The organism is Pacificibacter marinus (genome assembly GCF_018860665.1).
Classification (GTDB): Bacteria; Pseudomonadota; Alphaproteobacteria; order Rhodobacterales; family Rhodobacteraceae; genus Celeribacter; species Celeribacter marinus_A.
In genome coordinates this window covers 20,540-42,810 of the sequence record NZ_JAHKPK010000017.1, presented here as the reverse complement: position 1 = coordinate 42,810, position 22,271 = coordinate 20,540, and the positions used below count along the sequence as shown (strand labels likewise).

Sequence of the window (22,271 nt, the reverse complement as noted above, 5' to 3'; positions counted from 1 at the left end):
TTACATCAAATCACGAACATCGGTCAGACGACCGGTGATCGCAGCTGCGGCAGCCATACCTGGGCTGACAAGGTGTGTACGACCTTTGTAGCCTTGGCGGCCTTCGAAGTTGCGGTTGGATGTGGATGCACAACGCTCATTTTCCGCAAGTTGGTCAGGGTTCATCGCGAGACACATTGAACAGCCCGCCATGCGCCATTCAAAACCAGCGTCTTTGAAAATCTGAGCAAGGCCTTCTTCTTCGGCTTGTGCACGCACAAGACCAGACCCAGGCACGATCATAGCGCGCATGCCCTCTTTAATCTTTTTGCCTTTGAGAACCTCAGCGGCGGCACGCAAATCTTCGATACGACCGTTTGTGCAAGACCCGATAAAGACGGTGTCGATTTCGATGTCCGTCAACTTTTGACCCACTTCGAGACCCATATAAGCGATAGAGCGACGCACCGCGTCCACTTTGCCGCCCTCAAAGCTTTCTGGCGCAGGCACAACGCCAGTGATTGGCAGAACGTCCTCTGGAGAAGTGCCCCAAGTCACAACAGGCGAGATGTCTTCACCTTTAAGTGTCACAACTTTGTCGAACACAGCGTCTTCGTCAGTGAAGAGTGTCTTCCACCACGCCAAAGCCGCATCCCACTGTTCGCCTTTTGGCGCATGTGGACGGCCTTTGACATAGTCGAATGTGGTTTGGTCTGGAGCGATGAGACCCGCGCGTGCACCGCCTTCAATCGCCATGTTACAAACCGTCATGCGGCCTTCCATGGACAGATTGCGGATCGCTTCGCCTGTGTATTCGATCACATAGCCAGTACCGCCACCGGTGCCAGTTTCGCCGATCACAGCCATGGTGATGTCTTTCGCGGTCACACCGGGCTTCAACTTGCCAGTGATTTCCACCTTCATGTTCTTGCCCTTACGCTGGATCAGCGTTTGAGTCGCAAGAACATGTTCAACTTCTGATGTGCCGATACCGTGGGCCAGCGCGCCGAATGCGCCGTGTGTCGCCGTGTGGCTGTCACCACACACAACAGTCATGCCCGGCAAAGTCCAACCCTGCTCGGGACCAACGATGTGTACGATACCTTGGCGCACGTCAGACACTGGATAGTAGTGAATGCCGAATTCTTTCGCATTTGTATCAAGCGCACCAACTTGGATGCGGCTCTCTTCGGTCATTGTCGCAGGATCAGCGCGATCAAGCGTTGTTGGAACGTTGTGATCTGGAACCGCGATTGTTTTATCAGGTGCGTGGACTGTACGGTTCGTCATGCGCAGGCCCTCAAAGGCTTGTGCCGAGGTCACTTCGTGAACGAGGTGACGATCAATGTACAACAAGGTTGTGCCATCTTCGGCTTCGTGGGCTACGTGTGCGTCCCAGATTTTATCATAGAGTGTCTTCGGGGCGGTCATATCGCTCTCCGTGGATTATGAGTGGGGATTGGAATAGAAAATTGTCGTATTTGTATCGCACTCATCCTTTCATAGGATAAGCACGTAAAAGACCCTCAAGCCCGCGAACGAGCGAGGACAGCCAGCGATGCGCCGTAGAAACGACCATAAAGGCGATCGTGTTCATTGAGATCAAAAACGATAATCATGGAAGTTCACATATAGATTCGCACTGAGTCTCGCAAGATAAGATACAGATTTTAGCTAAGGTGGGCTGTATGACGTTTCTATTTTGTCGCCTGACAAGCACTCAAAACAAAAAGACCTGCATGCCTTAGCGCAACACTGTACGACAGCCCCCATGAAATAACACAGCCCGTACACCTGATGATTTATGCTCCGCGGATAGATCGACACCCCTTTCCAAATCCACCGCGACACTATAGAAACCCGCGCTTACCCCGTGCGGGCGCGCCTTATTCGAGAGTGAGCCGCAACGGCATTCTCCAGCGTTGAGATTTCGCGCTGTCGGTGGTACAGATTGAAAAAGCTAGCGCCCGGCACTCAGTGGCGATTTACAAAGGGTCTTCCATGACTGACGCGACACCGACTACATCAGACGCAAAATTTGGCGGAAAACTGATGCTCGACTTTATCACAGACCACCTTGAGGCTGAAAAAGCCGAAGACATCGTGACCATCGATCTGGAAAGCAAATCTTCCATGGCCGATTTCATGGTTGTTTGCTCTGGCCGCTCGGCGCGTCAAGTTGGCTCATTGGCTGAAAAACTGTCCTCAAGCCTCAAAATCGAACATGAAATCTTCTCACGCATTGAAGGCAAAGCCGCAGGCGATTGGGTTTTGTTGGATGCAGGCGATGTGATCGTCCACATTTTCCGTCCTGAAGTGCGCGAATTCTATCAGCTTGAAAAAATGTGGCTGTCATCTGATGAAGCGACAGCTTTGATGTCCGCGCGCCCCGAATCCTAAGGGTTACACATCGTGAGGGTTCATATTTGCGCCATGGGACGGCTTCGTAACGGCCCTGAAGCAACTCTGATCAACGATTACACCACAAGGTTTGATAGAAGCGGACGGGCCTTGGGGCTTGGTCCGCTATCTATCCATCAACTCGAAGATAAAAAAGGCGGCGGCATGAAGGCCGAGGCTGAAATCATCAGCCGCGCCATTCCAAGTGGCGCGCTGATTTGCACGATGGATGAGCGTGGCAAGATCCTGTCGTCGCCCGAATTCGCAAGCAAGCTTGGCGATTGGCGCGACATTGGGCGTCAAGACGTCGCTTTTGTCATTGGCGGCGCTGATGGGATCGATCCCAGTTTGCGCGCGCAGGCCGATTTTTCAATATCTTTGGGCAAAATGGTTTGGCCGCATATGCTGGCACGGGTGATGTTGACCGAACAACTGTATCGCGCAGCTTCTATTTTGGCAGGCGCGCCGTATCATCGGACTTAAAAACAACCCGCCAGACGGGTTGCATGGATTGAAACAGACACTTTCATCGGCGATTTTTCGTCGCGTTTTGTCAGTAGAGGTTCACCAAAGCCCGCCAGCGCGTTAGAAGGGCCCAAGTGAAACCCGAGGAGCCTCTCATGTCCGCACCCAAACCTGTCGTTCTTTGCATTCTTGATGGCTGGGGCCAACGCGACGAGATCGAGGGCAATGCCCCCGCGCAAGCCAACACCCCTGCCTATGACTGCCTGATGTCGACCTGTCCCACAGGGGCTTTAATCACCTTTGGTCCAGACGTCGGTCTGCCCTCTGGTCAGATGGGTAACTCGGAAGTTGGGCACACCAACATTGGTGCCGGCCGCGTTGTGGCGATGGACCTTGGGCAAATTGATTTGGCCATCGAAGACGGCTCTTTCTTTGAAAACGCTCAAATCGTCGCCTTCGCGCAGACACTGAAAAAAACAGGCGGCACCGCGCATTTGATGGGCGTGATTTCAGACGGTGGCGTTCACGGTCACATCGTCCACACACTGGCGGCGGCCAAAGCGATTGCCAGTCACGGTGTTCCTGTTGTGTTGCACGCGATCACCGATGGGCGCGATGTCGCGCCGAAATCCGCTGACAGCTTTATACCACAACTGATTGATGGCCTACCCAAAGGCGTGCGCATCGGCACTGTGATTGGGCGCTACTTTGCGCTGGATCGCGACAATCGCTGGGAACGCGTGTCTCAAGCCTATGAAGCCATCGTCAACGCCACTGGTATGCAGGCCGCAGACACAGCCATTGATGCAGTTACCGAGGCCTATACACGCGGCGAGAACGACGAATTTATCAAAGCGACGGTGATTGGCGATTACGCTGGCGTTGAAGATGGCGACGGATTTTTCTGCCTGAATTTCCGTGCAGACCGCGCCCGTGAAATTTTGGCCGCTTTGGGGCAACCTGATTTTGACGGCTTTGAGACAGACGATCGTCCAGACTTCGCCGCCATGCTGGGTATGGTCGAATATTCCAGCGCCCATAACGCCTATATGCAAACGGCTTATCCTAAAAAAGCGCTCGTCAATACGCTTGGCGAATGGGTTGCGAAAAAAGGCAAGCGTCAGTTCCGTTTGGCCGAAACCGAAAAATACCCCCATGTGACGTTTTTCTTGAACGGCGGCAAAGAGACCCCTGAAAAGGGCGAAGATCGTTTCATGCCGCAATCGCCGAAAGTGGCGACTTACGACTTGCAGCCAGAAATGAGCGCGCCGGAAGTGACCGAGAAATTCTTAGAAGTGCTCGATGCTGGCTATGATTTGATCGTCACCAATTACGCCAACCCCGACATGGTTGGGCACACCGGCGATTTGGGTGCTGCTATGAAAGCCTGCGAAGCTGTTGATGCGGGCTTGGGTCGTGTGATGGAAGCACTGAAACGCGTTGGCGGCACGATGATTGTCACCGCCGATCACGGCAATTGCGAAACGATGATCGATCCTGTCACAGGCGGCGCACATACAGCACACACAACGAACCTTGTCCCTGTGGCGCTGTTCAACGGACCTGATGGGGCAACGCTGCGCCAAGGTGGCAGGCTCGCCGATTTGGCGCCTTCATTATTGGATCTTATGGGGCTGGATCAACCTGCCGAAATGACTGGCGAAAGCTTAATCCAACGATGAAAACCTGGCGTGCTTTTGGGCTGATTTTGGGACTATGTGCAGCCAGTGCTGCGCAGTCCCAAGACGCGTCACCAGCAGCACTGGCCGAGGCTGCATTGGCGCAATTTTCCGCCGCCCAAAGCCAACTTGACGCGGCCAATGCCGCCACGGATCGGGTCAAGGCGCTCACCAGCGTCATCAAAGCCTATGAGAGTGGGCTTGAGGCCATGCGGGCCGGTCTAAGACAGGCGGCATTGCGCGAGGCCGAGATTGAGGCAGTGTTTCAAAACGAGAGTGGTCAGGTCGCCAACCTATTGGGTGTATTGATCAATTTACGCCCCGATGCGTCCCCTGCGGCGCTTGTGCATCCAACAGGCCCAATTGGTCACGCCCGCGCAGGCATGTTAGTGGCTTCTGTCACGCCTACGATGCAGGCTCAAGCCGAAGAATTGCGCACAAGACTGCAAGAGGTGTCAATCCTGCGCGAGTTGCAAGGCGAGGCTTTGAGCGTTCTAGAATCTGGGTTGAAAGAGGTTCAAACCGCCCGCACAGATCTCAGCCAAGCCATGTCAACGCGCACAGATTTGCCGCGCCGCTTTGTAGCGGACCCCGAACGCGTGCAAGATTTAATCAACGGCTCAGAAACACTCGAAGCTTTTGCCTCCAGCCTTGCTGTGATGGATGTGGTGGATGGGCTATCGACCCTGCCGGATTTGGACTCCGCCAAGGGCACATGGCCTTTACCGGTACAAAGTCGTTTGCTGCGCGGATTTAATGAACCCGACGCGGCGGGGGTCAAACGCCCCGGCTGGCTGTTGGCCGCGCGACCTTTGTCGCTGGTGGTCACCCCTTGGCCCGCGACCATCCGCTATCAAGGGGCTTTTTTGGACTACGGAAACGTGATCATACTTGAACCAGGAAATGACGTATTACTGGTGATGGCTGGACTAGAAGAAGTGTACGGTGACATTGGCTCGGTTATTCCAGCGGGGTCTGCTGTCGGTTTGATGGCTGGAGAGACGCCTGATCTTGAGGCCTTTGTCACAAATGCAACACAAGGGACTGGCGCAGGACTAACAGAGACGCTTTATATAGAAGTGAGAGAAGGCGGGGAACCCGTAGACCCAAATGAGTGGTTTACGCAATAAGCTACGAGACTTAGCTTTTGGGTTCTTTGCTGAACACAAGCCCTTTTACGGGGCTGAAAAGAGGAAAGACGTATGAGAAAATATTTGATGGCTGGCGTGGTTGGCGTTTTGGCAGGCACGCTTGTGTCGACACAATTCGCAGGCCCGTTGATCGCGCAAGAGGCATCGAAGACCTCTAACGTCTACGAGCAGCTCGATCTTTTTGGCGATGTTTTCGAACGCATTCGTGCGCAATATGTCGAAGAAGTTGATTCCGAAAAATTGATTGAATCTGCGATTGATGGCATGTTGTCATCGCTTGATCCACATTCATCCTATTTGTCGCCAGATGACGCCGCCGCGATGCGTGTACAGACCTCTGGATCTTTCGGCGGCTTGGGCATCGAAGTCACGCAAGAAGAGGGCTTTATCAAAGTCGTCTCACCTATGGATGGCACCCCTGCTGATATCGCTGGCGTCGAGGCCGGTGATTTTATCACCCAAGTGGATGGCGAAAGCGTGCTGGGGATGACCCTGAATGACACTGTCGCGCTGATGCGTGGCCCAGTTGGTGAGGAAATTATCATCACGGTCGCCCGCGAAGGCATCGATGAACCCTTCGATATTTCCATCATTCGTGATGTGATCAAATTGACCGCTGTACGTGCACGTGTTGAAGGCAATTCTGTCGTGCTGCGCGTGACGACCTTTAACGATCAAACCTATCCCAACCTCAAAGACGGGTTAGAGAAAAGTGTCGAAGAACTGGGCGGCATGGACAATGTCAACGGCATCGTTATCGATCTACGCAACAACCCCGGTGGTTTGCTGGATCAGGCGATCATGGTCTCCGACGCGTTTTTGGAAACCGGCGAAATCGTTTCAACCCGTGGTCGCGACCTTGAGCAAAGCGAACGTGTCAACGCACATGCAGGTGATTTGGCCGAAGGAAAACCGATCGTTGTCTTGATCAACGGTGGCTCGGCGTCTGCGTCAGAGATCGTGTCGGGCGCTTTGCAAGATCACCGTCGCGCGATTGTTGTTGGAACAAAATCTTTCGGCAAAGGTTCTGTGCAAACAGTGATGCCACTGCGTTCCGATGGCGCGATGCGTTTAACCACTGCGCGCTACTACACGCCGTCAGGCCGCTCCATTCAAGCGCTCGGTGTGTCACCTGACATCATCGTTGAACAACCCCCACGTGCCCCAGAAACGGATGAGGTCGAGAACACTCGGGCTCAACGAACCGAAGCCGATTTGCGTGGGTCTTTGGACAACGACAGTTTGACCGAAGATGAAATTTTGCAGATCGAAGCCGAGCGCGAAAAAGCGGAACTTGCCGCAAAGCTGCGCGATGAGGATTTCCAACTCTCATATGCCATCGACTTGCTGCGCGGCCTGTCTGCTATCGGCGGCAACTAATGTAATCTGCGGGGGCGTTATCGCTCCCGCATCTCTCTTTTTGACGGACGTCTCACCATGACACTTGATCCCACTTCCCTGCCCTACCGTTCTTGTGTGGGCGTTATGCTCATGAATAAAGATGGCGATATTTTCGTGGGTGAGCGCATCGACACTCCTGGTGCGTGGCAAATGCCACAAGGGGGTATTGATGCAGGCGAAGACGCAAAAGAGGCTGCCTTGCGTGAGCTTTGGGAAGAAACCGGAGTCGACCCAGAACATGTCGATTTGTTGGCTCAGACATCAAACTGGTTGACTTATGATTTGCCTGACCACCTGATCGGCAAAGTTTGGAAAGGCAAGTATCGCGGACAGAAACAACTTTGGTTCTTGATGCGTTTCAACAGCACCGATGATAAAATTTCCATCGCCTCAGAACATCCTGAGTTTGCTCAATGGAAATGGTCCGCACCTACCAATTTGGTCGCCGAGATTGTCCCGTTTAAAAAACACATCTATGAAGCTGTGGTTGCGGAGTTCGCACCGCACCTGTGATGCGAAACTCCTGCAAGATTACTTGAGATGTTTCAAAAGCACCTGTGATGGATACCCATCTTGAGTGATGCCAATGGACCGCTGGAAATCGCGAATGGCATTAACAGTGTTGGGCCCGATCAGGCCATCCACTTTATCATCCAAGAACCCTTTACGTTTCAAAATGCGCTGCATTTGCTTCTTTTCATTGAACGACAGCGGCTGATATCCACGCGGCCAACTGGCCTGAATTGGTGCGCCACCGTTCAAACGATCAGATAAATGCCCGACACCTATCACATAGGCGTCCGCCTTATTGTAGCGCTCGATCACAGCAAAATTGTCAAAAATCATAAAGGCCGCACCGGACGCACCTGCTGGCAACAAGATCGCGCCACGCCCATAATTCGGAACCACCTTGCCGTCGGTGCCACGCACGCCAAGTTTGCCCCAATCTGCAGGAGCGCGTTTTGTGTCCCGCTTGGCCAGACTGTAGTCAAACCCAGCAGGAAGGCGCACTTCGACGCCCCAAGGTTGCCCCTTGGTCCAGCCATGGCGCGCAAGATATGCGGCAGTCGACGCCAAAGCATCCGTCGGATCATTTGACCAAATATCACGTTTTCCGTCACCGGTGCCATCGACTGCAAAGGCCAAAAATGACGTTGGAATGAATTGCGTGTGCCCCATCGCACCGGCCCAGCTGCCCTTCATATTGCTAGGACTTGTATCACCCGATTGCAAAATTTGGAGCGCCGCGATCAGTTGCGCCTCAAAGAAACGCCCGCGGCGTCCGTCATAGGCCAAGGTGGCCAGCGCTTGGATCACAGGCACATCGCCACGCGTCGCACCATAGGCGCTTTCAAGCCCCCAAATAGCGGCAACGACGTGCTTGTCGACACCGTACTTGGCCTCAATCGCGTTCAACGTACTGGCGTGTTTGCGCATGGCTGCCACACCATTTTTCACCCGAACAGGTGAAGCGGCACTGTCAAGATAGTCCCAAATTTGCTTGGTAAACTCTGATTGATGACGATCTTTTGCGATCACGCTGGCGTCGTATTTCACACCGCGAAAAGCACGGTTGAGCGTGGTGTCAGAAATACCTTCGCGCCGCGCACGCGCTTTAAATCCGTCAATCCAACGCGCCAAAGCGGCGTCTTGTGTGGCAGAAATTTGATTCACGCTTTGAAACTCCGTACTTAACCCTGCGGGGGCAAACCCACCCATAGGGCTGGACTGTGCCACGGCAGCACTGCACCCCAAAATGAGACCACAAACAACTGAAAATAAACGCGAACGCACCATAGCCACCACTCCATTATTTTTCTCAACCTAACGCGATTCAGGGGTTCGCGAAAAGGCCGTTGAAAACCCTTGGCGGTTTGTCGCTAGCGTCTCTTGCGCGTGACCTTCTTTTGAATTTTATCTCGTTTCGCTTTTGACCGCGCGTGCTTACGCCCTGCCGGCTTGCCCCGCGGACGCCGGTTGCTGCGCGGCATCTGCATACCATCCAGCGCCAAGACTTCTAGCTCAAGCCCGCCCGTTACTGGCACCGCATCTGCAATCCGCACGACGACCTTTTGCCCTATGGACAATGTAATCCCTGTATCAGCGCCCATAAGCGTCTGCGTGTCTGCATCATAATGGAAAAATTCAGCCCCCATACTGCGCACAGGTGCCAGCCCATCTGCCCCTGTTTCATCCAACTTGATAAAGGCACCAAAGCTCTGAATGCCTGAAATATGCCCTGTCATTTCATTGCCAATACGTTCACTCAAGTAAGCCGCCAAATAGCGGTCATTTGTATCGCGCTCGGCCACCATAGAACGGCGTTCTGTGTCCGAAATCTGTTTGGCCGTCTCGTCAAGTGATTGAATGTCTTGCGGGCTCAACCCGTCGTCACCCCAGCCATGAGCTGACACCAAAGCGCGGTGAACAATCAAATCGGCATAACGACGAATAGGCGATGTGAAATGTGCATAAGACCGCAAAGCCAGTCCAAAGTGTCCGTAATTTTGTTGGTGATAGTAAGCCTGTGTCATCGAACGCAATGTTGAAATATTAATCAGCTCGCTATGATCTGTGCCCGCGGCTTGTGCCAAAAGGCGGTTCAAATGCGATGTATGCAACACCTGACCCTTGGCCAAATTGAGACCCGATCCCAATGCAACTTCGCGCAAGGCTTCCATTTTCTCATCTGATGGTTCTTCATGAACACGGTACAAAAGCGGCCGATTTTTAAAGAACAACTCTTCGGCAGCTGCAACATTTGCCAAGACCATAAACTCTTCGATCAATTTATGCGCATCAAGGCGCTCTGCAATTGCGACGGATGACACTTTGCCATCTTCGCCCAGAACGATCTTACGCTCAGGCAAATTTAACTCCAGCGGCTGACGGGCAGCACGAGCCAATTTAAGCGCCTCATAGGCTTCATAAATCGGATTTATCACGGTTTCCATCAGCGGCGCACACGCCTCATTTGGCGCGCCATCACGGGCGCGCTGCACCTCAGCGTAATTCAATGACGCAGCCGAGCGCATCAAGCCACGCGTAAACTCATGGGAAACTTTAGTCCCCTTGGAATCAATTTTCATCCGCACAGCAATACAAGGACGCGGCACACCTTCATGTAAGGAACACAGATCACCAGACAAACGGTCCGGCAACATCGGCACAACGCGATCAGGGAAATAGGTCGAGTTTCCGCGCAAACGGGCTTCGCGATCTAGCGCGGACCCAGAGGTCACATAGTGGGCAACATCGGCAATCGCGACCCAAAGAATAAACCCGCCCACATTGGCCGGGTCAGTGTCTAATTCAGCCCAAATCGCGTCGTCATGGTCGCGTGCATCTGCCGGGTCGATCGTCACAAGGGGCACATCGCGCAGATCTTCACGACCGTCCATACCGGCAGGCACGGCGTTATCCGCCATCTGGATCACATCATCGGGGAAAGCGTCTGGAATGTTGTGTTGATGAATCGCAATCAACGACACCGCACGCGGGGCAGTTGGATCACCAAGGCGCGCAACGATCCGAGCACGCGGCAGGCCCATACGGCCTTTGGGACCAGATTGCTCTGCCTCGACCAATTCACCGTCTTCAGCGCCGTTATCCTGACCAGAGCTTACGATCCATTCTTTGCCAGCCCCTTTATCGATGGGAACAACGCGGCCGCCTTCAGATTGTTTTCGAAAAATTCCCAGAATTTTCTCAGGATTAGAGCCTATTTTGCGTACCAGACGTCCCAAGTAGGCATAATCTTCACCTTGAACCACTTGCAGTTTTGCCAAAATGCGTTCGCCTGCGCCCAGAGCCAAGTCACCGTCTTTTTGCATCAAAAGAATACGTGGCTCAGCGCCTGTTCCGGTCCATTCCATTGGCCGTGCAAACAAATCGCCATCGGCATCCGGCGCCAAGACTTCCAAAACAGATATAGGCGGCAATTTATCTGGATCGCGATAGGTTTTGACTCGTTTGGTCAAATGGCCCTCGGCCTCTAGCTCTTTCAAGATGCGCTTGAGGTCGATGCGTGCAGCACCTTTGATGCCAAAGGCTTTGGCAATATCGCGTTTAGCGGCTTTGGTCGGGTGCTCAGTGACCCAATCAAGGATCGCCTGTTTTGTCGGGATAATTTTCATAAGATGAAACTACCACGCCATGCTGTGCTTCACCACACTCAAAGAGTGCGGCGTGTTGGTGTTTGATGGCATTTTAAATTGTCGAGCGTGTCCACAACGTATGAATGTTGGCTTCAGGAGACGCACACGGTAAGCGCCCCAAGCAGGTTTTAATGTGTCCAGACACGGGTTCTCACAATGATGATCGGCCTAGGTTTCACAGTGCGACCACCATGTCATGATGGGGAATGCCGCCATCCATATACTCATCGCCTTGAACGACAAAACCGAACCTCTCATAAAACTTGATCGCATGATTTTGCGCTCCAAGTTTGGCGTGCTTCAGATGCGGTCGTTTGGCCAATTCAGCAAGGCAGGCGTCAATCAGTTTTGCCCCCAGTCCTGTACCGCGATGCGATTTTGCGACACAAACCCTGCCGATTTTGCCAATGTCACCAACTTCATAAATGCGCGCAGTGCCAACGGGTGTTTGGTTTTCATCACGGGCGATAAAGTGAACACTTTGATCATCAAGATCATCCACCTCTTCATCCATAGGGACGTTCTGCTCATGTACAAAAACGGCAAAGCGCAATGCCAAACAATCGGAAATATCCGACGCAATTTCAATTGAAGCAGTCATGCGAAATAATCTCGGATCAAACGAGAATAAATGTTTTTAAGCGTGTGAATTTGATCAACAGGAACCCGTTCATCAACTTGGTGCATCGTCTTACCCACCAAACCAAATTCAACAACAGGACAATGGTTTTTCACAAAGCGCGCATCGGATGTCCCCCCTGACGTCGACAGCACAGGAACCATCCCTGTTTCCGCCTCTACCGCCTTTGACAGCAGGTCAACAAACGATTCTGGAGGTGTCAAAAAGCTATCGCCTGAAGTTTTGGTTTCCAGCGTGATGTCGACACCCGTTTCTTCGCTCACCTTGGCAGCCTTTGCTGCCATCCATTTGGCAAGTTCAACTGCAGTATGCGCGTCGTTAAACCTAATATTGACCGTTGCGTTGCATATCGACGGGATCACATTGGTTGCGGCGTTTCCCGTGTCAAAAGTTGTGACAGCCAAGGTCGAGGGATCAAAGTGCTCAGTGCCTTCATCCAAGGCATGAGTCGACAACTGGTCGATCAAACGTGCCAAAGCCGGAATGGGGTTTTTTGCGCGATGCGGATAGGCCACATGGCCTTGCTGCCCCTGTGCGGTAAAAACCCCTGTGATCGACCCACGGCGTCCGATTTTCATCATTTCGCCCATGACCTCAGGACAGGTCGGCTCGCCAACAAGGCAATCGGTCATGCGTTCATCATTGTTGTCCATCCAGTCCAGCAAAGCGACCGTGCCGTCATGCGCGTCGCCTTCTTCGTCACCGGTAATCGCGATAATGATTGCCCCTTTCGGTGGGGTTTGAGTTACAAAATCGACAGCCGCAGCGACAAAGGCGGCCACACCAGACTTCATATCAGTGGCACCGCGACCCCATAAAATTCCGTCTTCAATCACGCCGCCAAATGGATCTTTGGTCCAAGCCTTTTCGTCCCCGATGGGGACAACGTCTGTGTGACCGTTAAAGCCAAGCGATTTGTCGGCACCCTTGTCGCCCCATCGTGCGAATAGGTTTGGGGTTCCATTTCGATCAACGCGCGTACATGAAAAGCCAGCTTTTGATAGCGTATCTTCCAGTAAAACGAGCGCGCCCGCCTCAAGTGGCGTCACGGAAGGGCAGCGGATCAAAGCTGCGGTGAGGTCTACGGGATCGATTGTCATCTTGGCGCTCCTAGTTTCCATATGGTTAGCGCGCCCATGGCCCGTGAGCAATCTTAAGATTGTGGCGTAATGGTAACAATCTTTTTAGGAACCTTCCTCTCGGCGTATGAAAAGGTTAACAAAACCTTAACAGCATGCTTTCCTGTAAAAAAATGGGCAGACTTGACCAGTACATCCGGAAAACCGGAGGTGGTCAAAACAGGTTTCGAGTTTAATATTCACACATGTGAGTTGATTTTGTGGTGCGCGGTCTGCTTCAAATGTGAGGCGCGAGTATGATACAGGCAACGAGTCCGAACACCGCATGCGGTGTCCAAAACGGACGCAAAAAACAGTGAGCTGGATTGGCGCAAAGGCGCGTGGTCAGCACACAATTTTTAATCCCAATGGATTGCAAAAGACCGCCTTTACGGGCGCCATTCCGCGATGCCTTATGCCGCGCGGGACGATTGTGGTGGAAACCCTGTTCCCTGACCAATTCAACCAACCGCTTGACTTGATAGATTATGAACGCTGGCACGAATACAGGCGATCTCTGCATATGGTGCTCGGTCCCAACGGACGGCTTTGGTTTGCCAATGAACAAGGCGCCAACTTGATAATGCCCTCGCTTGATCTCTCAGCTTGCGAAAAAGACACGCCCATTCGGATCAGTTTTGCTTGGGATGCGTATCAAAAGCGCAGTTGGCTGTCCGCTGAAGATTTGGCCACGGGGCAGATCTACTCAAAAACAATCAAAACGGCCTATGCGATACCAATGGATGATGTGGCTCGGGTTCTGTTTGGCAAGGACTGTCAATCTATCACGCCAGCCGTCTCAGCGCTGTTTGTTTCTGATCAAGTGGAAAAACTGGGCTACGCTTCTGGCCTGTCCTCAGGGGCGCTTGTTGACACCGAAAACGGCCCAACGCCGATTGAAAAATTGGCACATGGAGATCTGGTTGTCACACAAGACTCAGATCTATCCCCGCTTGTCGCACTGATCCAATCCGAAGTTCCGAACTTTGGCAGCTACCGTTGCGTAGAATTGCGCCAGCCTTTCCAAAACTTGACCCAAACCCTGTCTGTTTCAAAGGATACTCACATCCTGACCGGCGGCATTGACACCGAATACCAGTTTGGATGCGAAAGCGTCAGCCTTAGGGCCGAACACATCGCTCCATTTGTTCCACACTCGCAGGTCAGTGGCGCTCCAGTGGCCACACGTTATCACTTGATTTTGCAAAATTCAGGCGCGTTTAAAGTCGCTGGTATTTCCGTGCTATCGCTCACAGCGCGCCATAACACCCGCGACATCGATCTCCATTCACGCACACGGTTATCGCACCTAGACACAAACCAGTTAACGCACTTACAGGCCTCAACGCCCAGATTGCTGCATGAACATGAGGCAACAGCTTTGCTTTCGGACAGGTATCTTTAAAGTGCAATTGCCTTTTTGCGTATGAATATGCCATATGCGACCTGTTGGGGGACACGATGAGACAATACTTTACTTTACTCTGTGCACTCGCTGTCTGCTTTTTTGAAATCAGCATTGCAAGCGCCGAAAATTTGACTGTCACGACAGTGACACGTGCGCCGTTTTCAATGGTCGAGAACGGTCAAGATACCGGCTTTTCGATGGACCTTCTTGATGAGGTCGCAAAGAATCTTGATTGGACTTACACGATCAACCGCGTTCAGAGTTTTGGCGAAATGCTGAACGCTGTTCAAGACGGCAGCGCAGACGCGGCCATTGCCAATATTTCCATCACCGCAAGCCGCGAAGCCGTTCTGGATTTCTCTCAACCGATTTTTGAAGCTGGCCTGCAAATTATGGCCCCATCCGACCCAAACACAGGATCGGTTTGGCAGTTGTTGTTTTCCAAAGACTTGGTGATCGCAATTTTTGGCGCTTTCGCTTTGTTGCTAGGGGGCGGCATGTTGATGTGGCATCTTGAGCGACGGCATCAAGACTATTTTGATCTGAACGCACGCGAAGCTATGTTTCCAGCCTTTTGGTGGGCGCTCAACTTAATCGTAAACGGCGGCTTTGAAGAACGCCAACCTCGCACACCTTTGGGCCGCCTATTTGGCGTCTTCTTAGTCATTTCGTCGCTGTTCTTTGTCTCTGTATTCGTGGCGAAAATCACGGCTGCCATGACAGTGGGCGCGATCCAAGCCAACGTGTCAGACATCAATGACCTTTACGGTAAAAACGTAGGCACAATTACGGGATCAACCGCAGCTGAGTTTTTGGACAAACGTGATCTAGGATACTCTGGGTTTTCTGACGTTGGAATAATGCTGCAAGCCTTCGAGACCGAAACAATCGACGCGGTCGTGTTTGATGCGCCGATATTAGCCTATTATGTAAACTCGCAAAACGACAACCGCGCGCGGCTTGTTGGGCAGGTGTTCTTGGCCGAAAACTATGGCATCGCGTTGCCTTCGAATTCACCATTGTCCGAGCAAATCAACCAAAGCCTGTTGGAGTTGCGCGAAAATGGCACCTATGATCGGATCTACAGAAAGTGGTTCGGCAACAGGTAAGCGTTACAGATCAAGGTCGCGCGGCTCGTCACCGAAAAACGGTGTCATCTGCGCGACTACGACCGAATTTTCATCCAAAGCGCGCTGCATCAAAGCAGCTTCCTCGTCAGAAATGTCGTGACCTTCGGCCAAGCGCTCTTCCAAGGTGCCATAGCCCGTGACATCCAAAGGCGCGAGGTCAGCTTGTTTTAGCAACGCAACTGTTTCACGCACGGCTTCGGCCTCATCAACGCCTGACGCATAAATCATCAACGCGCCACCTGTCGCATTCTTGGGTAGACCATCGTCAGCTTTACGGCCCACCTCAACCAAAAGCGTATAGACTTTTTGACGAGACGGTTTTTTCACTTTTTCAGTCATGGTGCAGCCTTATATCGACAAAAAGAATACGCCCGCACGGGTCGACGGGCGCATTTTGAATATTGGGTTTTAGTCGCGCAACAGATCGTTGATACCTGTTTTGGATCGTGTTTTCGCATCAACGCGTTTCACGATCACAGCACAGTACAGGTTCACGCCGTTTTTGGATGGCATGGAGCCTGCGACGACAACTGAGTATGGCGGCACTTCGCCGTAGGTAACTTCGCCAGTGTCGCGGTCAACGATTTTGGTGGACTGGCCGATAAAGACACCCATGCCCAAAACGGAACCCTCGCGAACGATACAACCCTCAACGACTTCAGAACGCGCGCCGATAAAGCAATTGTCTTCGATGATGGTCGGACCAGCTTGCATTGGCTCAAGCACACCACCGATGCCAACACCGCCGGACAGGTGAACGTTTTTACCGATTTGCGCACAGGACCCAACAGTGGCCCAAGCATCAACCATAGTGCCTTCATCAACATAAGCGCCAAGATTCACAAAAGACGGCATCAATACCGCACCGGGTGCGATATAAGCAGATTTGCGCACAACACAGTTTGGAACAGCGCGAAAACCGGCCTCTTTCCATTCAGCTGCGCCCCAACCTTTGAATTTGCTGTCGACTTTATCCCACCAGCCAGACCCTTGCGGTCCGCCATCATGCAGCTCCATGTCTTTGATACGAAAGCCCAACAAAACAGCTTTCTTTGCCCATTGATTGACGTGCCAATCGCCGTTTTCCATTTTTTCTGCAACACGCAATTTACCGCTGTCGAGGGCTGCAAGTGTATCTTCAATAGCATCGCGTGTTTCGCCTGTGGTGGCTGCGGTGATTGTGTCGCGAGCCTCCCATGCGGATTCAATGGCGGATTCAAGTTGAGCGTTGGACATATTTGTCTCCCAAGTGGTCATGGAACATCTGTTGCAAGTGGCTATAGTCGCTTGGAGGTCCGCGCGCAACGCACAGCTGAATTGTAGACCGCGCCGCACGAGAAAATTTGACGCCCCAATTGAGGAATTCGAGATGTCCGATAAAAGCGACACGACACATACACGCCGCCACCCTTTACGCGACAGTCACCAAGATATTGCAACCACGAAAGACATTCCAGACACGCCACAAACACGCGCACCTGCCTATGCTTTGGCATTTTCTGATCAAGATTTTATGTGCCGCGACGAGCTACGCCCCGTTCGATTGCAACTTGAACTGCTCAAAGCCGAGATGATGATGGCAGAGTACGGCGTTGAAAGTACGATCGTTTTGTTCGGCGGCGCACGCATTCCTGAGCCGTCAAAGAAAGACAAAGCACGTACAAAAACGCTTTCTGATCTGTCAAAATACTATGACGAGGCGCGCGCATTTGCGCGCATCATGACGGAACGCTCCAAAAAGAACGGCCACCGTGAAGATGTGATCGTCACTGGAGGTGGCCCAGGCGTAATGGAAGCAGGCAACCGCGGCGCACAAGATGCTGGCGGCGTGTCCATTGGTTTGAATATCGTATTGCCGCACGAGCAAGCGCCGAACGCTTACGTGACGCCTGATCTATGTTTCAATTTTCATTACTTCGCGATTCGGAAAATGCATTTTTTGATGCGTGCCAAAGCGATCACCGTATTTCCCGGCGGTTTTGGGACATTGGATGAAATGTTCGAGGCGCTCACATTGATTCAAACCGGCCGCATGCAACGTGTGCCGTTTTTGCTGTTTGGCAAAACGTTTTGGGAAAAGATCATCAATTGGGAAGCTCTGGCCGATGCTGGCACCATTTCTGCCCAAGACCTTGACCTGTTTCGTTTTGTCGAAACGGCCGAAGAGGCTGTACAGGCCATCGATGATTGGCAAGGTGCCAATGAGACGCGTGTATCACTGCCTGATCGCGATTGATTTTCATCTAGGGCGCTCGCTTGATGCGGGCGCCTAAATGTATCAACTGTTAGCGATGTATGGTTTCAGCCAAAACAGGTTCCGAAGGGCTGGACACGGCGGCATCCGATCCACTCAACGCCAGCCTCATGTAACGAGCCAAGGCCATTTCCTGTACCAGATCACCAATATTTTGACCTGTCTCACGTGACAAAAGATGTAGCATTTCTGCTGTGTTTTCGGGAAGAAGAAGTGTCATTTTTTCCATAGGCATACGTTTCGCACTATCCATTAAAGTATTGGTTAAAATCCCAGTGTCATTTGACCAAGATGCCGTTTTTCTAAGTGCTGATGCGCATGATTGGGAAAGGGCGCGCCGAACCGCTTCATCAAAGCTGAATATGGCTGACCGATATCCGAGGCCTTGCACAGGCGTTCGCCTTCAACGGTGCGCAACACAAGGCCACCGCCGCGTTCTGCCAGCTCATAACCTTTGGCCCGCAGGCCTTCTTGCAAATCTTCCCAATCTTGGGCGTATGCAAAGTCATGCGCCAGGTAAGCCCGCAATCCGAGTGGTTTACGTGGCCCTGCATACGCAAGTTGTGGATGGCAAGGCTGGCTCGCCTTAGCCAAAACATCGCGAATGTAGCTGCCCACAGGCATATCCACACGAGAGGCAGCACGCTCGACTGAGCGGGCAAGGTCCTCATCGAATCTGATCTGTATCCAATCCATGCCCAAGGTTGGCGCAGGTATGGTTAATTTGAGGTTAGCGTCCTACAGGCCCGCTTCAGATTCAATCTGTTTGCGCGATTTTCGCGCCCGCTCGGTCTCTGATTTTAACTGACCGCAGGCCGCCATAATATCTTCGCCACGCGGTTTACGCACAGGAGACGCATATCCACCGTCATGAATGATATCAGAAAAGGCGCGAATACGGTTGTTGGACGAGCGCTTATAAGGCGCACCGGGCCATTCATTAAACGGGATCAAATTGATCTTGGCAGGGATACCTTTGATGAGTTCAAGCAACCGATAGGCATCTTCGTCGCTGTCGTTCACGCCGTTCAGCATCACATATTCAAAGGTGATCCGCTCGGAATTGGACACACGCGGATAGGCGCGCAGAGCTTCGATCAAAGTTTCGATGTTCCAGCGTTTGTTGATCGGCACCAATTGATTGCGCACCTCGTCCGTGGTGGCGTGGAATGACACCGCCAATTGGCAACCGATCTCTTCGGCAGTGCGCGCAATTTCTGGCACAACGCCAGAGGTCGACAGGGTGATACGACGACGGGACAGTTGAATGCCCTCAGGGTCCATCGCGATATTCATCGCATCGCGCACGTTTTCAAAATTGTACAAAGGCTCGCCCATGCCCATCAAAACGATGTTCGACAACAGCCGTGTTTCGGTGTTCTTGGCACCTTGTTCTGGCCATTCCCCCAAATCATCACGCGCCACCATCACTTGGCCGATGATTTCACCAGCGCTAAGGTTACGCACCAGCTTTTGCGTGCCAGTGTGGCAGAAAGAACATGTCAACGTGCAGCCGACTTGAGAGGAGACACAGAGCGTACCGCGATCTGTCTCGGGGATGTAGACAACTTCGACCTCATGTCCTCCAGCGATCTTTACAAGATATTTGCGCGTGCCATCCTCGGACACCTGTTTCGTGACGACTTCAGGCACGGCAACCACAAACGCGGCTTTCAAATCTTCGCGCAGGGATTTTGATAGATTGGTCATATCGTCGAAATCGCGCACGCCCCAACCGTAAATCCATTGCCAGATTTGCCCGACACGCATCTTGGCCTGCTTTTCTGGGGTGCCATGTTCGATCAACACATCGCGCAGTTTTTCGCGTGTCAGACCAACCAAGTTGATCTTATCGCCCACAGGGTCTTTGCGCGGAATGGTCAGAACGTCCTGAGTGATCGGTGCGATAGGTGGCATGGCAGGTCTCTTTTCATCTTATGAAGCCGCTCATCTACAAGATTCTTGGCCATCATGAAAGACAAATGAAAAAGGCCCCCGTTTGGGAGCCTTTGAAAGTTGAGGTTTTGACACTGGTTTTAGCTACAACGTTTGTTTGCTTCTTCGACAGATGCGGTGAAGCCGAGCAAGGAAAACGTATCTTTTGTAATGGTTCCGCGTGCGGACCGACCAGTGAGCACCGCAGTGGCCCCACGTTTCATCGCCGCCACAATGCGTGCGTCGTCTTCTGCCGTCGCAGCCCAAGCTGTTTCTCCATCAACGAACAATGAGAACTCAGAGCCGCCAATTTCCATGGTGACTTCAGACCCGGAGGCAAAAGGATAGCCGCCCATAAAGGACACCTGGCCTTTGACGCCATTGGTCAAAGCGTAGGACACGAACAGCAAAATCTCAGACCGCGTTACGGATTTGATCCGCCCAGCGCTGTCGGTGTTCACGGTCTCTTTGGGTTTGGACACGGCCCAGCATTGCTTGGACGGCGTGGTTTCCTCGAAGATGTACCAATCGGTGTTGTTGCCGACGGTGTTTGTGCTTTCTTGGGCCTGCGCGCCAAGAGCGGCCACAGTCAAAACTGCGCCCAAAATTAATCTATGGATTGAAAAGCTCATTGAATTCTCGCTGCCTCTGTCTTGCGCGGCCTGTATACCAGTCACCCGTGCCATCTATCTGTATGGCTTAAAGGCGACTTGGGCCTGTTTTCAACTTCTATGCTTACAGTAACGCACTCTTGCCGATTTGTGAAAGACCCCTTGGCAGAAATTCGCTGAAACGTGATTGGTCGACCTAGAACCAGTCCCACATCAACCGTAAAGCCAATGCCGTCGAGGCCAAAACCAACACAGGCTTAATCAAGCGCGCCCCGATGCGTGTCGCCAAAGTGGACCCCAAATAAGCGCCCGCAATCTGCGCCGCTCCCATAACGAGACCCAGTATCCACAAAGGTTTGGCAACAATTGCAAAGCCAATCAACCCGCCCACATTAGAAGCGAAATTCAACAGTTTGGTGTGCGCCGTGGCGCGCAAGACGCCATACCCCGCAAGACTGACGAAACCGATCATGAAAAACGCGCCTGTGCCAGGCCCAAGAATACCATCGTAAAAACCGATAAAAGGGACGAATCCTGCGGCAAATACGACAGGCGAGATACGTTGCTTTTTGTCCACATCATCCAAACCGGGCTTAAATGCAAAGAAAAGCGCGACTGCAATCAGCAAGAATGGCAACCCCAGCCGGATCACATCTGTGGGCAAACTGCTGGCCAAAACAGCCCCGATCAGAGCGCTGCCCCCAGACAACAAGGCGAGCCGCATCTGTTTGCGCAAATCCACTTGCCCAGCGCGCGCATAGGTCAGCGCCGCCATGCCAGCGCCAAACAAACCTTGAACCTTATTGGTAGCCAGCGCAGTGATCGGGGAGACGCCGCACAACAGCAGCACAGGCAGCGTGATCAACCCACCACCGCCAGCGATCGAATCGACAAAGCCCGCCACAAAAGCCGCCGCGACAAGGATCATCACCAAGTCGAGCGTAACTTCAAACATCAGACGAATTCTGCTTTGGAATAGCCTTGCACGTACAAGAGCGCTGTCAAATCACCGTGGTTGATACGCACATCGCATTGCTCTTGCAGCGCCGGTTTGCCGTGAAGCGCCACGCCTGTGCCCGCATTTTTAAGCATCAACAAATCGTTCATGCCATCGCCCACGGCCAAAACGTCTTTGCGTGTGATACCCAAACGCGCTGTAATTTCATCGAGGGCTTCTAACTTGGCTTCGCGGCCCAGAATAGGACGGACCACTTTGCCTGTGAGCTTGCCATCCGCAACCTCAAGCCTATTGGCGCGGTTCTCGTCAAACCCCAGCTCTGATGCCACTTTCGCAGTGAACGCCGTGAACCCGCCAGAGACCAAAGCAGCGTAGCCCCCGTTGGCCTTCATTGTTTGCACCAAAGCCTTGCCGCCGGGCATGAATTCAATACGCGTTTTCAGCACATGGTCGATGATGCTTTCCGGCAGATCTTTGAGCAAGCCAACGCGTTCGTCGATGGCACCTTCAAAATCCAACTCGCCGTTCATCGCTTTGGCAGTGATTTCCGCCACGCGCGGCCCGACGCCAGCTTCTGCGGCCAGCTCGTCAATACATTCTTGTTGAATCATCGTGCTGTCCATATCGGCCAGCAGCATTTTCTTTTTGCGACCCTCCATGGGCAGAACGATCAGATCAACGCCCTCGGCTTGCATGGCTTGCCATACGTCCCAAAGATTGCTTGGCATTTCCCCGATGACAAATTCAGCCGCCTCGCCAACAGCCAACCACTGCGCATCGCCGCCACCCCATGCATTGCGCAAGGCTTCAACAGCTTCACGAGACAAAGACGGTTTGGCAGGAGAGGTCAGGAGCGTGACGATATACATGAGAATGATCCGAGTGTTTTGCGTGTGCCTCCCTATCGCATGACTGACGCCTTCTGCCAAGACTGTGATCCATATCGACACGCCAGACGTATTAAGCGTAAGAAAAAGGAATTTAT

At 52.6% G+C, this 22,271-nt stretch carries 22 protein-coding genes; 9 read left to right on the top strand and 13 right to left on the bottom strand.

All coding sequences use genetic code 11. From position 1 onward, the window contains the following. Positions 1 to 1,410 (bottom strand): 3-isopropylmalate dehydratase large subunit, encoded by a 1,410-nt coding sequence (leuC, locus tag KO497_RS03760; protein ID WP_215942630.1) that lies wholly within the window; start codon positions 1,408 to 1,410, stop codon positions 1 to 3. Between the two features lie 570 nt (positions 1,411 to 1,980). Between leuC and rsfS the strand changes: the two genes are divergently transcribed. The 6 genes from rsfS (at position 1,981) to KO497_RS03730 (ending at position 7,588) form a co-directional block, all read left to right on the top strand. Beyond that, positions 1,981 to 2,379 carry a ribosome silencing factor gene (rsfS, locus tag KO497_RS03755; protein ID WP_215942629.1) on the top strand — a complete coding sequence of 133 codons (399 nt, stop codon included), beginning with the start codon at positions 1,981 to 1,983 and terminating at the stop codon, positions 2,377 to 2,379. A gap of 12 nt (positions 2,380 to 2,391) precedes the next feature. Then, entirely contained in the window at positions 2,392 to 2,862 is a 471-nt protein-coding gene (gene rlmH, locus KO497_RS03750; RefSeq protein ID WP_215942628.1) for a 23S rRNA (pseudouridine(1915)-N(3))-methyltransferase RlmH, read from the top strand. Between the two features lie 137 nt (positions 2,863 to 2,999). Continuing rightward, on the top strand, positions 3,000 to 4,526 hold the full coding sequence (gpmI, locus tag KO497_RS03745) for a 2,3-bisphosphoglycerate-independent phosphoglycerate mutase (protein ID WP_215942627.1): 1,527 nt from the start codon (positions 3,000 to 3,002) through the stop codon (positions 4,524 to 4,526). Next, on the top strand, positions 4,523 to 5,653 hold the full coding sequence (locus tag KO497_RS03740; protein WP_215942626.1) for a murein hydrolase activator EnvC family protein: 1,131 nt from the start codon (positions 4,523 to 4,525) through the stop codon (positions 5,651 to 5,653). Before gpmI ends, KO497_RS03740 begins: the two co-directional genes overlap by 4 nt. A gap of 72 nt (positions 5,654 to 5,725) precedes the next feature. After that, positions 5,726 to 7,054, top strand: a complete 1,329-nt coding sequence (locus tag KO497_RS03735) for a S41 family peptidase (RefSeq protein WP_215942625.1) — start codon at positions 5,726 to 5,728, stop codon at positions 7,052 to 7,054. A 57-nt stretch (positions 7,055 to 7,111) separates the two neighbouring features. Then, positions 7,112 to 7,588: an RNA pyrophosphohydrolase gene (locus KO497_RS03730; protein WP_215942624.1), complete on the top strand. Its 477-nt coding sequence runs from the start codon at positions 7,112 to 7,114 to the stop codon at positions 7,586 to 7,588. 18 nt (positions 7,589 to 7,606) lie between these two features. Here the strand turns inward: KO497_RS03730 and KO497_RS03725 are convergent, their stop codons facing one another. From KO497_RS03725 to dapE, 4 genes are all read right to left on the bottom strand, one after another. After that, positions 7,607 to 8,872 carry a lytic murein transglycosylase gene (locus KO497_RS03725; protein WP_215942623.1) on the bottom strand — a complete coding sequence of 422 codons (1,266 nt, stop codon included), beginning with the start codon at positions 8,870 to 8,872 and terminating at the stop codon, positions 7,607 to 7,609. A gap of 83 nt (positions 8,873 to 8,955) precedes the next feature. Next, on the bottom strand, positions 8,956 to 11,211 hold the full coding sequence (rnr, locus tag KO497_RS03720; RefSeq protein ID WP_215942622.1) for a ribonuclease R: 2,256 nt from the start codon (positions 11,209 to 11,211) through the stop codon (positions 8,956 to 8,958). A gap of 196 nt (positions 11,212 to 11,407) precedes the next feature. Continuing rightward, complete coding sequence (locus tag KO497_RS03715; RefSeq protein WP_215942621.1) at positions 11,408 to 11,833, bottom strand: GNAT family N-acetyltransferase; 426 nt, start codon at positions 11,831 to 11,833, stop codon at positions 11,408 to 11,410. Next, entirely contained in the window at positions 11,830 to 12,972 is a 1,143-nt protein-coding gene (dapE, locus tag KO497_RS03710) for a succinyl-diaminopimelate desuccinylase (protein WP_215942620.1), read from the bottom strand. The genes KO497_RS03715 and dapE overlap by 4 nt, the downstream gene beginning before the upstream one ends. A 334-nt stretch (positions 12,973 to 13,306) precedes the next feature. Here dapE and KO497_RS19385 point away from each other — a divergent pair, with 334 nt between their 5' ends. Then, a complete protein-coding gene (locus tag KO497_RS19385) occupies positions 13,307 to 14,395 on the top strand; it encodes a Hint domain-containing protein (protein WP_215942619.1) in 1,089 nt (362 codons plus the stop codon). A 56-nt stretch (positions 14,396 to 14,451) separates the two neighbouring features. Next, positions 14,452 to 15,507 carry a transporter substrate-binding domain-containing protein gene (locus KO497_RS03700; protein WP_215942618.1) on the top strand — a complete coding sequence of 352 codons (1,056 nt, stop codon included), beginning with the start codon at positions 14,452 to 14,454 and terminating at the stop codon, positions 15,505 to 15,507. 3 nt (positions 15,508 to 15,510) lie between these two features. Here KO497_RS03700 and KO497_RS03695 read toward each other — a convergent pair whose 3' ends face one another. Together KO497_RS03695 and dapD are read right to left on the bottom strand one after the other, a co-directional pair. Then, positions 15,511 to 15,867, bottom strand: a complete 357-nt coding sequence (locus tag KO497_RS03695; protein ID WP_215942617.1) for a hypothetical protein — start codon at positions 15,865 to 15,867, stop codon at positions 15,511 to 15,513. A gap of 69 nt (positions 15,868 to 15,936) precedes the next feature. After that, positions 15,937 to 16,764, bottom strand: coding sequence for a 2,3,4,5-tetrahydropyridine-2,6-dicarboxylate N-succinyltransferase (gene dapD, locus KO497_RS03690; protein ID WP_215942616.1), 828 nt, complete (start codon positions 16,762 to 16,764; stop codon positions 15,937 to 15,939). A gap of 133 nt (positions 16,765 to 16,897) precedes the next feature. Here dapD and KO497_RS03685 point away from each other — a divergent pair, with 133 nt between their 5' ends. Beyond that, the gene (locus KO497_RS03685; protein ID WP_215942615.1) at positions 16,898 to 17,764 is read left to right on the top strand and encodes a TIGR00730 family Rossman fold protein; all 867 of its coding nucleotides are present in this window, start codon (positions 16,898 to 16,900) and stop codon (positions 17,762 to 17,764) included. A 49-nt stretch (positions 17,765 to 17,813) separates the two neighbouring features. Here KO497_RS03685 and KO497_RS03680 read toward each other — a convergent pair whose 3' ends face one another. From KO497_RS03680 to serB, 6 genes are all read right to left on the bottom strand, one after another. Beyond that, entirely contained in the window at positions 17,814 to 18,002 is a 189-nt protein-coding gene (locus KO497_RS03680; protein ID WP_215942614.1) for a hypothetical protein, read from the bottom strand. A gap of 44 nt (positions 18,003 to 18,046) precedes the next feature. Then, entirely contained in the window at positions 18,047 to 18,478 is a 432-nt protein-coding gene (locus KO497_RS03675; protein WP_215942613.1) for a hypothetical protein, read from the bottom strand. Positions 18,479 to 18,520: 42 nt separating this feature from the next. Then, entirely contained in the window at positions 18,521 to 19,699 is a 1,179-nt protein-coding gene (gene rlmN, locus KO497_RS03670) for a 23S rRNA (adenine(2503)-C(2))-methyltransferase RlmN (RefSeq protein ID WP_215942612.1), read from the bottom strand. 119 nt (positions 19,700 to 19,818) lie between these two features. Further along, positions 19,819 to 20,349, bottom strand: a complete 531-nt coding sequence (locus KO497_RS03665) for an invasion associated locus B family protein (protein WP_215942611.1) — start codon at positions 20,347 to 20,349, stop codon at positions 19,819 to 19,821. A gap of 175 nt (positions 20,350 to 20,524) precedes the next feature. After that, positions 20,525 to 21,283, bottom strand: coding sequence for a TSUP family transporter (locus KO497_RS03660; RefSeq protein ID WP_215942610.1), 759 nt, complete (start codon positions 21,281 to 21,283; stop codon positions 20,525 to 20,527). Continuing rightward, on the bottom strand, positions 21,283 to 22,155 hold the full coding sequence (gene serB, locus KO497_RS03655) for a phosphoserine phosphatase SerB (RefSeq protein WP_215942609.1): 873 nt from the start codon (positions 22,153 to 22,155) through the stop codon (positions 21,283 to 21,285). Before serB ends, KO497_RS03660 begins: the two co-directional genes overlap by 1 nt. Between the last annotated feature and the right edge of the window lie 116 nt (positions 22,156 to 22,271).

What these genes read in the sequence shown, in the direction of transcription:
- rlmN (WP_215942612.1), bottom strand. Translation starts at nt 19,699, where the DNA reads ATGCCACCTATCGCACCGATCACTCAGGACGTTCTGACCATTCCGCGC.
- dapE (WP_215942620.1), bottom strand. Translation starts at nt 12,972, where the DNA reads ATGACAATCGATCCCGTAGACCTCACCGCAGCTTTGATCCGCTGCCCT.
- leuC (WP_215942630.1), bottom strand. Translation starts at nt 1,410, where the DNA reads ATGACCGCCCCGAAGACACTCTATGATAAAATCTGGGACGCACACGTA.
- KO497_RS03660 (WP_215942610.1), bottom strand. Translation starts at nt 21,283, where the DNA reads ATGTTTGAAGTTACGCTCGACTTGGTGATGATCCTTGTCGCGGCGGCT.
- rnr (WP_215942622.1), bottom strand. Translation starts at nt 11,211, where the DNA reads ATGAAAATTATCCCGACAAAACAGGCGATCCTTGATTGGGTCACTGAG.
- KO497_RS03735 (WP_215942625.1), top strand. Translation starts at nt 5,726, where the DNA reads ATGAGAAAATATTTGATGGCTGGCGTGGTTGGCGTTTTGGCAGGCACG.
- KO497_RS03685 (WP_215942615.1), top strand. Translation starts at nt 16,898, where the DNA reads ATGTCCGATAAAAGCGACACGACACATACACGCCGCCACCCTTTACGC.
- KO497_RS03700 (WP_215942618.1), top strand. Translation starts at nt 14,452, where the DNA reads ATGAGACAATACTTTACTTTACTCTGTGCACTCGCTGTCTGCTTTTTT.
- serB (WP_215942609.1), bottom strand. Translation starts at nt 22,155, where the DNA reads ATGTATATCGTCACGCTCCTGACCTCTCCTGCCAAACCGTCTTTGTCT.
- gpmI (WP_215942627.1), top strand. Translation starts at nt 3,000, where the DNA reads ATGTCCGCACCCAAACCTGTCGTTCTTTGCATTCTTGATGGCTGGGGC.
- KO497_RS03695 (WP_215942617.1), bottom strand. Translation starts at nt 15,867, where the DNA reads ATGACTGAAAAAGTGAAAAAACCGTCTCGTCAAAAAGTCTATACGCTT.
- KO497_RS03725 (WP_215942623.1), bottom strand. Translation starts at nt 8,872, where the DNA reads ATGGTGCGTTCGCGTTTATTTTCAGTTGTTTGTGGTCTCATTTTGGGG.
- dapD (WP_215942616.1), bottom strand. Translation starts at nt 16,764, where the DNA reads ATGTCCAACGCTCAACTTGAATCCGCCATTGAATCCGCATGGGAGGCT.
- rsfS (WP_215942629.1), top strand. Translation starts at nt 1,981, where the DNA reads ATGACTGACGCGACACCGACTACATCAGACGCAAAATTTGGCGGAAAA.
- KO497_RS03730 (WP_215942624.1), top strand. Translation starts at nt 7,112, where the DNA reads ATGACACTTGATCCCACTTCCCTGCCCTACCGTTCTTGTGTGGGCGTT.
- KO497_RS03740 (WP_215942626.1), top strand. Translation starts at nt 4,523, where the DNA reads ATGAAAACCTGGCGTGCTTTTGGGCTGATTTTGGGACTATGTGCAGCC.
- KO497_RS03680 (WP_215942614.1), bottom strand. Translation starts at nt 18,002, where the DNA reads ATGACACTTCTTCTTCCCGAAAACACAGCAGAAATGCTACATCTTTTG.
- KO497_RS03665 (WP_215942611.1), bottom strand. Translation starts at nt 20,349, where the DNA reads ATGAGCTTTTCAATCCATAGATTAATTTTGGGCGCAGTTTTGACTGTG.
- KO497_RS03675 (WP_215942613.1), bottom strand. Translation starts at nt 18,478, where the DNA reads ATGGATTGGATACAGATCAGATTCGATGAGGACCTTGCCCGCTCAGTC.
- KO497_RS03715 (WP_215942621.1), bottom strand. Translation starts at nt 11,833, where the DNA reads ATGACTGCTTCAATTGAAATTGCGTCGGATATTTCCGATTGTTTGGCA.